Raw genomic sequence first — 13,047 nt, 5'->3', positions numbered from 1 at the left:
TGAAGTATGGAGAGGAGGACGGATGATGGCGTCACACCATAGAACGGATCAAGAGCGGGAACAGGGTAAGACGACCACGCTTATGATGATGTCGTTGCTGTGCTGGTTCATGTACGGTTTGCTCTATGGGTTTGTCTATTCGAATGTCCTCATGATCTTTATTGTGTTGTTCTCTTCTTTTTTAGGCGTGAGAGGACTGATGGAACGGGACAAACGGATTGAACGGGAACGGGAAATTTGTGATCTCGGTGTGGAGATTGATTCGGAAGAAGGGGAGATGTTGATGAAACGTGAATATGCGACGTACGAAGTGACAGGCTATGACGACAAAGGAAAAATCAAGTTCATTCACTTGAAGGAAGGCGAGTTCGTCTTGCCGGTCGAGATCAAAGGCGACGACTTGACGAAAATCAAGAAGATGATGGAACTCAATCCAGGCGTGACGGTTATCATCCATGCGGCCGTCGATCAGAAACGGATGCGTCTACAGGAGATTGACGGTTATTCGCTCAGGAAGGACGGATAACGATGCCCATCGCCAAACTGATGTCACGAGATGAGTCATGTGATGTAACGATTGAAAGCTACGCCTATGCCTATCCGGACGCCGACAACATCCATGACGCGGCCTGGCATCGCAACTGGGTCGGGCTTCATACGCCGGACCATCGCATCACATTCGATGACGTCATGCTCGACAGCCTGCTCGTGGCTCACTACATACCGGTGTTCGAGTCGTTCGTTGCCGGTGACATGCAAGAAGTCGAGTTCGAACCGACAGAACCGTATATCCGCTTGACGATGACGAGGAGGGACACGGATGGGGATGAGGTCACGGTAAAGGGATATGTCGAACATCCGCTTGAAGGGGAATCTGAGGAGCTTGCGTTCACCTTTGAGACGTCTGTGAGCAATGTGACGCGTTTTTTGGAAGGGTTACAGGCAATCGCCGACGCATATCCGATTCGAGATCTGTAATCGAAAGCAGCCAGCGCTACGAATAGGCTGGCTGCTTGTTAATGAATGATTTCTTTCCTGGCTTGAACGCCAGCTGCGAATAGAAAGACGACTCCTAGTACGAACGGGACGACAGACTCTAGAGCGATGCCGGCAAGGAACGAGGTGCTCATCAATAAGCAGAACGTGACCGTATAATTTCGTTTCATCTATGTACCAACTCTCATACTCATTTTCCTAAATATAACAGCCCTTCTCTGTGATGAGAAGGGCTGTCGTTTTTACTTAGGCTGACGCTTTGTCTGCGTCTTTTTGTGCTTTCAACTCTTCACCGTACGACACGCGGTCTTGCATGCGGACGAACGGGAGGTAGACGGCTACGGCCATGGCAATCGTTGCAATCTGCAAGAGCGCTGCACGCCATCCGCCGATTAAGAAACCGGAGATTACTGGTGGTGTCGTCCATGGCACTTGAAGCGCGTTGAACGGGTCGACCCAGCCCCAAAGGATTGAGAAGTACACCATGAACGATGCGATGGCAGGAACGATGACGAACGGTACGAACATGATCGGGTTGAACACAATCGGCATCCCGAAGATGACCGGCTCGTTGATGTTGAAGAGACTTGGTGCAAGCGAGAGCTTACCGAGTTGCTTCAAGTGAGCCGAGCGGGCGACGATGAGTGTTGCGATAATGAACCCGATTGTGATGCCTGATCCACCGAGCTTCGTGAACACGTCGAGGAACTGGATTGTAACGATTTTCGCGTTCTCACCGGCAAGGAGTGTTTCACCCGCATCGAGGAGTGCTTGGTTTTGAAGCGTGTTAGCTGTAAGGAGTGGTCCCTTAATCCCCATGAGGATGGCAGCCCCGTGAATTCCACACCACCACATGACTGACATGAGCACCACGATGATGACGGCTCCGGCAAGTGTGTCTGTCAAGTTTTGAAGTGGTGCTTGAAGCACGTCATAGACGACTTCTGTGAACGTATGCTCGGCAACCGCTTTCATCTTTTCGACTAACATACTTGTTGACATACCTGCTGCACAGAAGAGTCCGATTTTCATCATTTTTGATCCATTCCTTTCAATTGGTTGATTTCGTTTTGCATGTTCATCATATAGCCGAGCATCTCTTTTACGAGGATCGTGTTCATTAAGTGGTCTTGCGCGTGCACCATGAGGACTCCGACCGTAGCCGTTTTCCCTTGTGCCTCGAGTGTGACGAATTTCGTCTGGATGGCGTGTGCTTCTTTTAATGTCGCGTCACCAGCTTTGACCGCTTCAGCCGCTTCTTCTGCTTTGCCTTCTTGCATCAACAGCATCGCATGATGGTAGCTTGCTTTCGCGTCGCCTGAAAGGGCGATTAAACCGAAGATATCTTTGGGAGTAATTTCAATTGTTTCAGAAACCATATTATCTCTCCTTTTTGTATGGATAACCAAAATTCATAGTTACAAATTATAAAAAGATGATAGTGCACGATACCGCTTACATGTAAACCCTTTCTTTCGCCCGAAATGCGAACATAATAAAACGCACACGAGAACAATCTCTCGAATGCGTTTAGGACTTGATGTTAGAGACTTTGAGCATCTTCACATGGCGGAAATGATGTGTCGAGCGCGATACGTCGAAGATTTGACCGTTCGTCAAATAGACGGTGTTGTCGACGAGAAGGGCCGGGTCGTTCTCTTTCAGTCCGAGCAGTGCCGCATCTTCCGCGTTCAAAAAGTCGGCGTAAATGACACGGTCGGCAAAACCGATGGCGAGCTTTTGGTCATTTCGGAAGTAGTTGTAGATCGACTTCTCGGTGATGTTCCGGTCGAGATAGACGACGAGGTCTTTTCGGAAATACGAATCCTCGACCGAGAACGGATGGTCATCGACGAGCCGGAGACGTTTGACGTAGTAGACGGGCGTCCCGACGTTGCACTTCATCCGTTCGGCCACTTCATCCGTTCGGCCACTTCATCCGTTCGGCCACTTCATCGTTCGCTGTCGTCAATTCGAAATCAAGGACGCGCGTCTCGACTTTTCGTCCACTGAAGTCGCTCGTGAGACCTTGCAACTTCTCGAGGTTCACGTAATCGCTCATATAATGGTCACGGACGAAGACGCCGCTCCCTTGGACTTGATAGACGTAGCCTTTATTGACGAGAATCTCGATCGCTTTTCGGATCGTGTTGCGGCTGACGCCGTATTTCGTGGCGTATTCTTCCTCGGTGAGGAGCTTGTTCGTATGTTGATAGACGTGATTCATAATATCCGTCTCAATCTGTTCAGCGACTTGCTTATACTTTGGACCCATGACTTTCTGCACCTTTCGCAACAAAATTTGTAGGTATGAATACGCTATCAGTATATCGGAAATTATAGATTGATGGACGACAATCCTTCGGCATTTGTTGAAAAACGTCGAACGATTGTGAAGAGAATCCTTGAAAATGGCGAAACGAATTTGAAAGGGTTTCGTATAGAAAAGGAGAAGAGTTGAGGAGGAGAAGGATATGGCACAATCAGTTCGAATGGAACGGGAACGAGAATGGAAGCAACGGCATACACGCATCGGGTACGTCTTATTGGTGGTGGTCATCCTGACGTTCGCGTTGATGTTCGTTGGACAGACGACGTGGATGACTGTCCCGCTCGGTCTCGTCGGAATCGCCCTGCTCGTCTCGGACGTGGCGAAATATCGGATGAGACGGTCGTTTCTGGTCAATCCTGTCACCAAAAAGATGCTCCGCTGGCAATTAGGATACGACCTCGTAAATACGAGTGTGCTTGTCATCATGGTCGGTGGGCTATTGATCTTTAGTCGAGACAACCTCTATTGGGCGTTCGCTGTCGTCATCTGGGGAATCATGGCCGAGATCGTGTCGCGCCGTTTGAACCGGACACTACAAGAATATGACCCAATCTTACGCGCCCTCGAGTTGGAGGAAGTGAAATGAAGAATCGTCGAGTAGAGGCGGAGCGCGCCTGGTTTCGCGCATTCCACCAACTGATTTTTGGGATTTTAGGCGTGTTTCTCGTCATCGTGATCCCCGCCACGATATGGACGGACAGTTTGGATTGGGGCATCGTTTATACGGGGCTTATGCTCGTCCCCATCAATGTGATGTACGTCAAGCGTTACCGGATGCGGCGGACGTTGAATCCGCAATTGTCGCATCTCTATCGCCGACAAATCGGAAGTGACTGCCTGAATACGGTCGCCTTTTTTATCGCCATCAATGGGGGGAAGCTGCTAGAGACGAATACAGCATATATCGGTGGAGTTCTGATTGTGGGCGTGGCCGGATGGCTGACGATGCGAATCGAGAAGCGGATGAAAGAAGAGGATGTGTGGCGTCCTACATATGAACAACTGAGGGGGTGAGCGGATGGAGAATCAGATTCAACAAGAAGTCCGATGGGTGAAGCGAATCCGACGAATCGGTGTACCAGTACTAGTCCTCTATATCCTATCTATGATTGTGGCCCTTCTATTCGAAAAGATGTTGTTGATTCCTTTAATGTGGTCCGTGGCGCTGTTTCTGATTTTCATGGGGCATACACAATACCGCCTCCTTCGGCACTTCTCGACGCATCCGAAAAGCTTACGGTGGTTGCAAGTCGAATACGCGGACACGTGGATTAGCGCAATACTGATGGGTACGTTCATGACGACCTTACTCACAACGGAGTCGCTTGGATTTGGAATTGGATTTCTATTTGGGATTTGGGGTTTGACTGAAAAATATCGTTCCCGCATCATTGCGCGTCAATTGAAACAGTATGATCCCGATATACCGACATATGATGAAGTCATCGAAAGGATGAGTTGAATGGAACTGTCACCACAATCGAAACAACAAATTGATACGATTCTTCGATTTGAAAAGTGGACCGGTTGGGGTTTTGGCATCCTGGCTGTTTCTGCAATCGTTGGGATGCTCGTTTACGCATCGTACTGGGAGATGCCCGATTCGTTTTTTCTAGTGTTCTTAGTAGCGATTTTCGCTATGTTGATTAGCATTGAAACGACTCGATTCCTCATGTGGCTCCGGTTCGTGAAAAACGAAAAAGCACGAAAGCTGCTCACGCTGCGGTACACGGTTTATTTGATTGGGTTTAGCGCGATCGGATACTACGGGATCGTCGTGTTTTATGAGACGCCACAACCGCAGACGTTCCAGGCATTCTTGTTGTCGCAAGCCTTTTTCTGGGGAGCTGCCTTTTTCGGCAGATGGCTCGACCGTATCATCCAAAAGCATGACGGTCATTATTTGACGGGAGAGGATTTAAAGTTGATTCGGGAAGCCCGTGAGATGGAGCAGGAGCGAGAGCATGGATAAGCGTAGCCAAATGCGTGAATTGACGGCGTTCGATCAGAGAAAGCATTCCACACAAGTGTTCTTGTCAGCGGTGTTGGCCGCGCTTCTATTTTTCTCATTAGAGTATAATTGGCTCTCACCAATGACAGTCATATTTCTCAGTGTCGCAGCGGGTCTTCCTGATTTTCGTAAGATGTGGCAACGCGAGAACATCAAAAAGCAGTTTTTGAAGTCGGATGCAGCAAAGCGGCTCATCCATTTTAACTCCATCTTCGGGCTCGTGACACTACCATTATTCCTATTATGGGTTTATGCATTACTCACGGATTTGATTACACTCCAAACGTTCGCTTTGATTGGGCTAGGAGCATACGTGCTCGCCATTCTCGAGCATCGTCTGTATGAGCGTCACATGGCTCAGCTCGACGATCACTACGTCACGGAAGCCGAATTGCGAGAAGAGCAAAAGTGGGGGAGCGCTTAGGCGCTTCCTTTTACATGTTGAAGGGGGAATAATTGATGAAGCGGAAGGTATGGATTATCTCGGGACCGGCTGGTGTCGGAAAGTCGACGATGGCGAGACGGCTCGCTCAAGACATGGAGAAGAGTGCATATGTGTCTGGTGACGATATCAGTCATATGACGGTGTCCGGTCGTGAAAGGCCATGGGAATCGGAGCGGGCGAACGACCTGGTATGGAAGAACATCGTATCTTTAACCAATAATTTTCTTGAGGCAAGCTATGACGTCGTCGTGGATTGGGTCGCATTTTGGAAGGACGTGAAGCGCTACACGGCGCACTGGATTGAACAAGGTATTGAAGTGCGCTACGTCATCTTATGGGCGGAGCAAGACGTTCACGTCCAACGTGACAAACACCGGCCGAGCGATGCGCAGATGGGGGAGCGGGTTATCATATTGCGGAACGAGTTTTTAAGTTCCAGTGCACCGGACTGTTACTATTTAGACAACACGGTCGGTGAGTTGAGCGAAACGATTCAACAGCTTCAAGAAAGCGAACAATTCGTGCTGACAGATTTGCAACAAAGTGGAGCCAGTACATGAGGATTGCGACGTTCAACCTCTGGAACAATCCAACATTATGGTCGGAGCGGATCGAGTCCATCTGTGCCACAGTGAAGATGATTGACGCCGATGTGCTGGCGTTTCAAGAAGTCAAAACGTATGTGGAAGGGGAGCAACGCATCAGTGTGGCCGAGCAGATCGCCAACGAAACGGGCTATCCGTTTTGCGTAGTTTGGGAAGACGTCCGATTCAATCACCGACGTGCTGCCGAGTGATCACTATGGAGTCTTACTCGACATCGACATCTCTTAAAAAAGGGGGAACGCTTAGTCGCTTCCCCCTTTTTCATTTGAACGTGCGGATGACGAAGTAGAGACAAATGTGGAACGGGATCAAGAACATACTTCCGATCCACTCGCCTTGACCGAATAGGAGCCAGGCGAAGAGCTGGAATGACAAGACGCCGCCGGCAACACGTCCGGCAAAGCGATACGCTTTCGGGCGAAGCGACGGGTCATCCCACCATTCTTTAAAGAACGGGAAGCTGAACAAGAGCGCGAGCGCCAAGAAAAAGGCGGCTGGAAACACGAGAGGCGAAAGAACACAGTCAATACATTCAAAAGATTATCAAACGATTCGAGAATCCGAAGTTGAAAGATGAAGTCTCACGTGTCGCCCGCTCACCGATCCGCAAGCTCGGACCGAGTGACCGGCTCGTCAAACCGGCCCGCGAACTGATCGACAACGGCATCGAACCGAATGAACTGGCCTACGGAATCGCGGCTGCCTTGACCTATTACAACCCTGAAGATTCAGAATCTTCTGAACTCAATCTTTCCATCGAAGAAGACGGCATCGTCTCGACGGTAGAAAAATATCTCCAACTGCATGAGGACGATACGCTGACGAAGCTAATCCTCGAACAATACCACTTGATTCGCGAGCAAGAAAAAGCGCAAGTCTCGTAAAACGATTCTCCCGTGCCTGGTGGCATGGGAGATTTTTGGCATACAAAAAGACTGCAGCGCAGGGGCTGCAGTCTGATCAAGCGCGGGTCTTTCCAAACTCGATGTACGTCGTGACCGATTTGACATGTTTCACGACGTCCTTTTCAAGAAGTGGACGACTGAAGTAATAACCTTGGACGTAATCACACTGTTCGTTCAGTAACCATTCGAGCTGATCCGACGTCTCGACGCCTTCCATGAGCACTTTCATATTAAGGTTATGGCCGAGCTGGATCATCGAACGGACGATGGCTTCCTGGTTCCGGTCCGTGAACAAGTTGACGATGAACGACCGGTCGATCTTCAACACTTGGACCGGGAGCTCCCGCAATTGACGGAACGACGAGTAGCCGGTCCCGAAATCGTCGAGCGAGATCAAGATGCCGAACTGATGGAGCTGGGTGAGTTTCTCTCGCGTCGACGCTTCATAGGACAGCATCGACGACTCCGTCACCTCGAGCTCGAGGAACATTGGGTCCATCCCGGTCTCATCCAAGATGGCTTGGAGTGACTCGACGAAATCTTCACGTGCGAATTGGAGCGGCGAGACGTTGACCGAAAGGGTGAATGGTTTCACACCAGACTTCTTCCAGCGCACCCAGGCTCGGCAAGACTCACGCATGACCCAACTGCCGATTGAGTGAATCAGGCCGGTGTTCTCCGCGATTGGAATGAAGTCTGTCGGTGACACGTGACCGAGCTCGCGGTTGTTCCAACGCAGGAGCGCCTCAACGCCTTCGAGTCGATTTTGCGTAAGTGACACTTTCGGCTGGTACACGAGTGAAAACTCATTTCGGTCGAGCGCCTGCGCGAGTGCCTTTTCGATTTCGACGGTACGAAGGATTTGATGCTTCGACTCGTCTTCGAATTCTTTAATTTGATTCTTACCGGTCCGTTTCGACTCGTGGACGGCGAGCCGAGCGTACTGCACAAGCTCCTCGGCTGACTTCGTATCTTTCGGATAATGGCTGATACCGGCGCTCATCGTCAACTCGACGGTCGTCCCATCGATATTGAAAGGTTGCGAGATCGCTTTGATACACTTCTCGGCTTTCTGTTTGGCGAGCGTGCTCCGTTTATCGAACAGCAAGATGATAAATTCGGATGAACCGACGCGCGTCAAAATGTCATCCGGATGAATCGTCACTTGCAGACGCTCAGCGATTTGCATCGTCAGTTCGTCCGAGCCGTGATGCCCGAGCATGTCACTCAAGAAACGCCACCGGTCGATGTCGATGTAGAGACAAGCGACCGGGTCCTCGATTTGAATATGTTCGGCGAGAATACGTTCGAGCTTGTGCCGGTTCGGCAAATCCGTGAGCGTGTCGTGGTACGCCATATGTTCGACGAGACGCTGTGAGGCGATCGTTTCTGAGACGTCACGGAGGAACCAAAGCATCTGGTCCATCGTTTCGCCTTTAAGCGGATAGTTCGTCACTTCAATCGTTTGGTCACCGAGATCGACGCGTCTCGGTTCATAAAATGGTTGATTGATGGTGAGTGACGGATGAAAGTCTTGGAAGAAAGCATCCTTCTCGACTTGGTCGAACAAGCGATAAAACGCTGTGTTCGCATATTGAATCATTCCATCTTTTGTCGTCGTGACGACCGCATCCGTCGTTGAGTCAAGAATCGTTGCTTGAATGAAGTCCCGTCTGCGCAGATGACGGTCAATCGTGAGTGATAAGAAGAAGATGGCGAACAAGAGAATCGTGATCGCGCTCACGAGCCATGCGAGCAACGAAGGCTCAATCGCATTCGCGAACGGTCCGTCTGTCTCGACGAACGTGAACGTCGCCGCCAACATGCCGACGAAATGCATCCCGAAGATGGCGACACCCATCAAGAGGGAGAAGAACACTTTCAATTCGATGTGCATCTTTTTCTGCGTGTACTTCGAAAAGAACCCAATCCAGAGGGCGACGAGCGATGCACCGAACGCAATCAAAATTGATAGCGCCGCCAACCATGGATTGTAGGAAGTCGTGACGCCTTGGAGCGCGGCCATTCCGACGTAATGCATACTGGCGATACTGCCTCCCATGACAAAACCTGCACCGATCAGGGCCGGACGGGTCGTGCGACGCGAGACAATCAAGAAGCCGAACATACAGCCGGCCATGGCAATGACGACAGATAATAAGACAAGTGGGACCGAATAGGTGATCGGTCGCAATACCTCATGGGCCAACATGGCGATAAAGTGCATCGACCAAATACCGAGACCGAGCGTCGCGCCACCAGCGACAATCCAGACGTTTTGGACGGAACGGTTCGCTGAATTGACACGTCGCGCCAGTTCGATGGCGGCGTAAGCGGAAACGGCGGCAATCAGATAGGATAGAATCACAAGAAACAGGTTGTGACTCATCGAGTGTTCAACGACTGGTTCCATATATACCTCACTATGAATGTAATTTTGTTGTAATTTTCATTATACCTTGGAAAACAAAAGTCCATCTATCATTTTGCTTTTTATAATGAAAATATTTTTTGCGTGAAATAGGGAAGTCGTACGGAAAGCGGGTAAACTACGGATAGAAGGAGAGGAGACGAATGATACCGACAAAGAAAGAAGTCACCTTATTTCTCCTCATCGCGTTCGGGTTCTCATGGCTGACGTGGTGGGGGCTGTATATGTGGACCGGATTACCGATCCAGGTGATTATCGTGATTGGGGCGTTCGGTCCAAGTCTGGCAGGGAGCTATATGGCGTTCCGAGAGAATGGCTGGTTAGGAGTGAAGACGCTTTGGAAGCGAGGGTTCGAGTGGAAGATGTCCGTTCGCTATTACGCGTTCGGGCTCTTGTTCCTGCCTGTGTTGTTTTTGATTGCCTATTGGTGGTCCGATGCGGAAGGGGCGTTGCTGTTTGAGCGTCTGTGGCTCGTCGTGCCGACGTTCTTCTACATGCTGTTCCTTGGCGGCACGATGCAAGAAGAGTACGGCTGGCGCGGTTATTTGCTCAACGTGTGTCAATTGAAGACGACCCCGATCAAAGCGAGTTTGTTCGTAGGGGGCATTTGGACCGTCTGGCATACACCACTCTTTTTGATGGAGGGGACCGGGCAATCGCTCATCCCGTTTTGGGCATACGCCATGGCGATTCTCGCGTTCACGTTTATCATTTCGTGGCTCTATAACGTCACGACGATGAACTTATGGTCCGTGTTCTTATTGCACACGATGTTCAACGTCTCGTTCACGCTCGTTCCGTTAATTGAGCCGGGCGCGTTCCCGATTGGATTTCTTCACTTGACGCTGTTACTCCTTACGACCGCGATCATCCTCGTCTGGCAGACGCACGGCCATCTCGGTTATGATCACCTCGAGCAACTCGAAGCGGTCGAAGGATCGCATCAAGCGAACGTTACACCCAATCGGGACGCGGGTAAAGACTAGCACGTACAATTCAGGACTAGAGGGAAGTGGAGACATTGAACTTTCGCCCGCTTGACCGCGAAGACGTCAAACCGCTCCAACGACTGTTCATGGAGAGTCTGAGTGACTTGATTCGGCGAGAACAGTTTGAGGATGCCGATCTATTGGATGAAGAAGTAGAGCGATTGAACACGACCGTTCAGGACAGTTTCGAGGACGAGTCTGTTCAAATTTTCGTTGTCGTAAAAGACGACGTCATCGTGGGCACAGCGGCGATTTTACCTCCCAATGACATCATTACTGCCCATATCGACGTCGAACCGAACATGCCAGAAGTCGGTTGCATGTACGTGTCGCCTACGTCCCAACGTCAAGGGGTAGGTCACTTCTTGATTGAGAACATCAAACGACAATTGTCAGCGAACGGACAGACGGCGTTTTACTTAGATGCTGGCTTCCCGACGTCTCAAGACTATTGGGAAAAGCGGCTCGGGCCGCCGGTATTGACGCTTGACCATTACTGGGGAACTGGCGCACCGCATAAGATTTGGCGTTGCACGACTACAGAAAAAGAGACCTGATCGCATATGCGGTCAGGTCTCTTGCTTATTTATAAGTGCTCATGAATTGATGAATCCCAGAAGCGGTGGCGTCTGCCATCCGTTGCCGGTAAGTGGTGCTCGTCAAATGCGAGCGGTCGTTCGCGTTGCTGATGAACCCGTATTCGACGAGTGTCGAAGGGACGCTGTTCTTTCCGACGACGTAAACGTTTTGATACTTCACGCCACGGTTACGGATTGTCGGGATACGGGCACCGAGTTCACGGTTGATGGCCGCTCCTAGACTCCGGCTAGCCGAGATGTATGGGTTCGTCGTATAGCTTTCTCCGGTCGGCACGAGTACTTCATGACCGTGGTAAGACGTATTCGTCGAAGAGTTGTTGTGAATGCTGACAAAGGCGCTGCCTTTATACGACTTCGTCAATTCGACGCGTTGTGCGAGCGACAAGTAGACATCGTTCGTGCGTGTCATCCGTGCGTTATAGCCATATGTATTCGAGAGCGTACTCGCGAGACGTGCGGCAATGTCGAACGCAATCACTTTTTCGTAAGATGAGCCGTAGACAGCTCCAGGGTCGTTTCCACCGTGTCCGGCATCGATCACAATCGTACGTCCCGTACCCGTGGACGTCGTCGGTGTCGTCGTCGTCGTGGTTGGTTTCAAATACTGTGAAGCGACGTAGCCCGTCTTCCCACCGTAACTGACCTTATACCAAGAGCCGTACTTGCTGACATACTTGACGGTCGAGCCGTTCGGGATGGTCATCAATACCTTGCTCCACGAGGCAGCCGTCAAACGCATGTTCAAGTTGACCGTCGTTTGGTAAGAGGTTGTCGATGTCGTCGTGGTCGGGGCTCCTGTGGCTGATAAGTACTGGGAAGCCACATAGCCCGTTTTCCCATTGTAGCTGACCTTATACCAAGAGCCGTAGCGGCTGACGTACTTGACAGTGGCACCGTTCGGGATGGTCATCAAGACCGTGCTCCATGAGGCTGCCGTCAATCGCATGTTCAAATTGACTGTCGTTTTGTAGTACGAGGCTGAACTCGGCGTGATTGTCGACGCGCTCGATACTTTTACGTACTGCGAAGCGACGTAGCCGGTCTTTCCGCCGTAACTGACTTTGTACCAAGACCCGTACGTGCTGACATATTTGACGGACGCCCCGGATGGAATCGTTAGAAGAATCGGACTCCAAGTGGCGGCACTCAAACGAAGGTTCAAGTTAGCTGTCGTCGTGTAGGTCGAGGCAGCTTCGACACGGCTCGATTCGAAACCGGTCGGCGTCAAGTCGAATGGGGCGATGGCCATGCCACCAATGACAAGGGAAGAGCTAAGCAACAGTTTCAAGTTCCAAGATGGTTTCGTTCGGTTCAATCGAGATCCGCTCCTTTGTTCGTCGTTCATATGAAATAGCTGTGAAATGAAATCGTCATCATGTCTCCGTTATTATATAAGGAAACAAGAAAAAAATGGAGGTTAATATGTAAATTGTTTAACTTTTTTTCTAAAAGTTTATTTCCAGAGATTCGGAAATAAAAAAGAGACGCGCAAGGGCGTCTCTTGTGTAGATCAAGTAAGGCGTGGGAAATCATCAGCGAATGTTTTGATAGGCTCTTCGATTTTCGTAAGGCGTGGAAAATCATCTGCAAATTTTTGAATAGGAGCCTCAAGTTTAGTTAGACGTGGAAAATCATCTGCTAATGGTTTGAAAGAAGTTCCGAGTAAAAAGAGTGCTGTGGCAATAAAGAAAATTCCAGTTAATTTTTTCATGATAATTCCTCCAATGTATGGTG

General features: G+C 50.1%; 21 protein-coding genes. 12 read left to right on the top strand and 9 right to left on the bottom strand.

The genetic code is table 11. The features are described 5' to 3' along the window. Positions 1-25: 25 nt before the first annotated feature. Positions 26-526, top strand: a complete 501-nt coding sequence (locus tag KNP74_RS13185; protein ID WP_131472855.1) for a hypothetical protein — start codon at positions 26-28, stop codon at positions 524-526. A gap of 2 nt (positions 527-528) precedes the next feature. Then, positions 529-978, top strand: coding sequence for a WapI family immunity protein (locus tag KNP74_RS13180; protein ID WP_128123883.1), 450 nt, complete (start codon positions 529-531; stop codon positions 976-978). A gap of 38 nt (positions 979-1,016) precedes the next feature. Here the strand turns inward: KNP74_RS13180 and KNP74_RS13175 are convergent, their stop codons facing one another. The 5 genes from KNP74_RS13175 to KNP74_RS14980 all read right to left on the bottom strand — a co-directional run bounded on the left by KNP74_RS13175 (position 1,017) and on the right by KNP74_RS14980 (position 3,271). Beyond that, on the bottom strand, positions 1,017-1,166 hold the full coding sequence (locus KNP74_RS13175) for a hypothetical protein (RefSeq protein WP_214764525.1): 150 nt from the start codon (positions 1,164-1,166) through the stop codon (positions 1,017-1,019). Positions 1,167-1,242: 76 nt separating this feature from the next. After that, entirely contained in the window at positions 1,243-2,028 is a 786-nt protein-coding gene (locus KNP74_RS13170) for a PTS transporter subunit EIIC (RefSeq protein ID WP_251130195.1), read from the bottom strand. Then, on the bottom strand, positions 2,028-2,375 hold the full coding sequence (locus KNP74_RS13165) for a PTS lactose/cellobiose transporter subunit IIA (RefSeq protein ID WP_214709491.1): 348 nt from the start codon (positions 2,373-2,375) through the stop codon (positions 2,028-2,030). The genes KNP74_RS13170 and KNP74_RS13165 overlap by 1 nt, the downstream gene beginning before the upstream one ends. Before the next feature lie 151 nt (positions 2,376-2,526). Beyond that, positions 2,527-2,913, bottom strand: a complete 387-nt coding sequence (locus KNP74_RS14985) for a UTRA domain-containing protein (RefSeq protein ID WP_371816341.1) — start codon at positions 2,911-2,913, stop codon at positions 2,527-2,529. 1 nt (position 2,914) lies between these two features. Continuing rightward, positions 2,915-3,271: a GntR family transcriptional regulator gene (locus KNP74_RS14980; protein WP_251130194.1), complete on the bottom strand. Its 357-nt coding sequence runs from the start codon at positions 3,269-3,271 to the stop codon at positions 2,915-2,917. Between the two features lie 199 nt (positions 3,272-3,470). On the opposite strand from KNP74_RS14980, the gene KNP74_RS13155 reads away from it, so the two are divergent. Genes KNP74_RS13155 through KNP74_RS13125 form a run of 7 tightly spaced genes read left to right on the top strand, consistent with a single transcriptional unit; the run spans position 3,471 to position 6,580 of the window. Further along, entirely contained in the window at positions 3,471-3,914 is a 444-nt protein-coding gene (locus KNP74_RS13155) for a hypothetical protein (RefSeq protein ID WP_214720135.1), read from the top strand. Further along, positions 3,911-4,342 (top strand): hypothetical protein, encoded by a 432-nt coding sequence (locus tag KNP74_RS13150; RefSeq protein ID WP_214764524.1) that lies wholly within the window; start codon positions 3,911-3,913, stop codon positions 4,340-4,342. Before KNP74_RS13155 ends, KNP74_RS13150 begins: the two co-directional genes overlap by 4 nt. Positions 4,343-4,346: 4 nt before the next feature. After that, entirely contained in the window at positions 4,347-4,790 is a 444-nt protein-coding gene (locus KNP74_RS13145; RefSeq protein WP_131472859.1) for a hypothetical protein, read from the top strand. Continuing rightward, the gene (locus KNP74_RS13140; protein ID WP_214720137.1) at positions 4,791-5,300 is read left to right on the top strand and encodes a hypothetical protein; all 510 of its coding nucleotides are present in this window, start codon (positions 4,791-4,793) and stop codon (positions 5,298-5,300) included. Then, positions 5,293-5,763, top strand: coding sequence for a hypothetical protein (locus KNP74_RS13135; protein WP_214764522.1), 471 nt, complete (start codon positions 5,293-5,295; stop codon positions 5,761-5,763). The genes KNP74_RS13140 and KNP74_RS13135 overlap by 8 nt, the downstream gene beginning before the upstream one ends. A 35-nt stretch (positions 5,764-5,798) precedes the next feature. Continuing rightward, a complete protein-coding gene (locus tag KNP74_RS13130; RefSeq protein ID WP_214764521.1) occupies positions 5,799-6,344 on the top strand; it encodes a P-loop nucleotide/nucleoside kinase family protein in 546 nt (181 codons plus the stop codon). Next, positions 6,341-6,580 (top strand): exonuclease/endonuclease/phosphatase family protein, encoded by a 240-nt coding sequence (locus tag KNP74_RS13125; protein WP_214764520.1) that lies wholly within the window; start codon positions 6,341-6,343, stop codon positions 6,578-6,580. The genes KNP74_RS13130 and KNP74_RS13125 overlap by 4 nt, the downstream gene beginning before the upstream one ends. A gap of 70 nt (positions 6,581-6,650) precedes the next feature. Here the strand turns inward: KNP74_RS13125 and KNP74_RS13120 are convergent, their stop codons facing one another. Beyond that, on the bottom strand, positions 6,651-6,893 hold the full coding sequence (locus KNP74_RS13120) for a hypothetical protein (protein ID WP_214764519.1): 243 nt from the start codon (positions 6,891-6,893) through the stop codon (positions 6,651-6,653). Here KNP74_RS13120 and KNP74_RS13115 point away from each other — a divergent pair. Then, entirely contained in the window at positions 6,884-7,273 is a 390-nt protein-coding gene (locus KNP74_RS13115; protein ID WP_251128760.1) for a mannitol dehydrogenase family protein, read from the top strand. The genes KNP74_RS13120 and KNP74_RS13115 overlap by 10 nt on opposite strands. Before the next feature lie 76 nt (positions 7,274-7,349). Here KNP74_RS13115 and KNP74_RS13110 read toward each other — a convergent pair whose 3' ends face one another. After that, positions 7,350-9,707 (bottom strand): bifunctional diguanylate cyclase/phosphodiesterase, encoded by a 2,358-nt coding sequence (locus KNP74_RS13110; protein WP_251130193.1) that lies wholly within the window; start codon positions 9,705-9,707, stop codon positions 7,350-7,352. Positions 9,708-9,868: 161 nt separating this feature from the next. On the opposite strand from KNP74_RS13110, the gene KNP74_RS13105 reads away from it, so the two are divergent. Beyond that, entirely contained in the window at positions 9,869-10,711 is an 843-nt protein-coding gene (locus KNP74_RS13105) for a CPBP family intramembrane glutamic endopeptidase (RefSeq protein ID WP_214764518.1), read from the top strand. 35 nt (positions 10,712-10,746) lie between these two features. Next, positions 10,747-11,271 carry a GNAT family N-acetyltransferase gene (locus KNP74_RS13100; RefSeq protein ID WP_214764517.1) on the top strand — a complete coding sequence of 175 codons (525 nt, stop codon included), beginning with the start codon at positions 10,747-10,749 and terminating at the stop codon, positions 11,269-11,271. Between the two features lie 25 nt (positions 11,272-11,296). Here KNP74_RS13100 and KNP74_RS13095 read toward each other — a convergent pair whose 3' ends face one another. Together KNP74_RS13095 and KNP74_RS13090 are read right to left on the bottom strand one after the other, a co-directional pair. Then, entirely contained in the window at positions 11,297-12,628 is a 1,332-nt protein-coding gene (locus KNP74_RS13095) for an N-acetylmuramoyl-L-alanine amidase family protein (protein ID WP_214764516.1), read from the bottom strand. 195 nt (positions 12,629-12,823) lie between these two features. Continuing rightward, positions 12,824-13,024, bottom strand: coding sequence for a hypothetical protein (locus KNP74_RS13090; RefSeq protein ID WP_214709515.1), 201 nt, complete (start codon positions 13,022-13,024; stop codon positions 12,824-12,826). Between the last annotated feature and the right edge of the window lie 23 nt (positions 13,025-13,047).

This window comes from Exiguobacterium sp. s141, from assembly GCF_018618085.1.
Classification (GTDB): Bacteria; Bacillota; Bacilli; order Exiguobacteriales; family Exiguobacteriaceae; genus Exiguobacterium; species Exiguobacterium mexicanum_A.
Note: the sequence above shows the minus strand (reverse complement) of the source record. Positions and strands in the feature narration are given on the sequence as shown.

Bases quoted from the DNA above. Each gene is read 5' to 3' on its own strand.
- KNP74_RS13140 (WP_214720137.1), top strand. From the start codon at position 4,791: ATGGAACTGTCACCACAATCGAAACAACAAATTGATACGATTCTTCGA.
- KNP74_RS13150 (WP_214764524.1), top strand. From the start codon at position 3,911: ATGAAGAATCGTCGAGTAGAGGCGGAGCGCGCCTGGTTTCGCGCATTC.
- KNP74_RS13145 (WP_131472859.1), top strand. From the start codon at position 4,347: ATGGAGAATCAGATTCAACAAGAAGTCCGATGGGTGAAGCGAATCCGA.
- KNP74_RS13155 (WP_214720135.1), top strand. From the start codon at position 3,471: ATGGCACAATCAGTTCGAATGGAACGGGAACGAGAATGGAAGCAACGG.
- KNP74_RS13130 (WP_214764521.1), top strand. From the start codon at position 5,799: ATGAAGCGGAAGGTATGGATTATCTCGGGACCGGCTGGTGTCGGAAAG.
- KNP74_RS13180 (WP_128123883.1), top strand. From the start codon at position 529: ATGCCCATCGCCAAACTGATGTCACGAGATGAGTCATGTGATGTAACG.
- KNP74_RS13185 (WP_131472855.1), top strand. From the start codon at position 26: ATGGCGTCACACCATAGAACGGATCAAGAGCGGGAACAGGGTAAGACG.
- KNP74_RS13090 (WP_214709515.1), bottom strand. From the start codon at position 13,024: ATGAAAAAATTAACTGGAATTTTCTTTATTGCCACAGCACTCTTTTTA.
- KNP74_RS13125 (WP_214764520.1), top strand. From the start codon at position 6,341: ATGAGGATTGCGACGTTCAACCTCTGGAACAATCCAACATTATGGTCG.
- KNP74_RS13175 (WP_214764525.1), bottom strand. From the start codon at position 1,166: ATGAAACGAAATTATACGGTCACGTTCTGCTTATTGATGAGCACCTCG.
- KNP74_RS13170 (WP_251130195.1), bottom strand. From the start codon at position 2,028: ATGAAAATCGGACTCTTCTGTGCAGCAGGTATGTCAACAAGTATGTTA.
- KNP74_RS13110 (WP_251130193.1), bottom strand. From the start codon at position 9,707: ATGGAACCAGTCGTTGAACACTCGATGAGTCACAACCTGTTTCTTGTG.
- KNP74_RS13165 (WP_214709491.1), bottom strand. From the start codon at position 2,375: ATGGTTTCTGAAACAATTGAAATTACTCCCAAAGATATCTTCGGTTTA.
- KNP74_RS14980 (WP_251130194.1), bottom strand. From the start codon at position 3,271: ATGGGTCCAAAGTATAAGCAAGTCGCTGAACAGATTGAGACGGATATT.
- KNP74_RS13105 (WP_214764518.1), top strand. From the start codon at position 9,869: ATGATACCGACAAAGAAAGAAGTCACCTTATTTCTCCTCATCGCGTTC.
- KNP74_RS13135 (WP_214764522.1), top strand. From the start codon at position 5,293: ATGGATAAGCGTAGCCAAATGCGTGAATTGACGGCGTTCGATCAGAGA.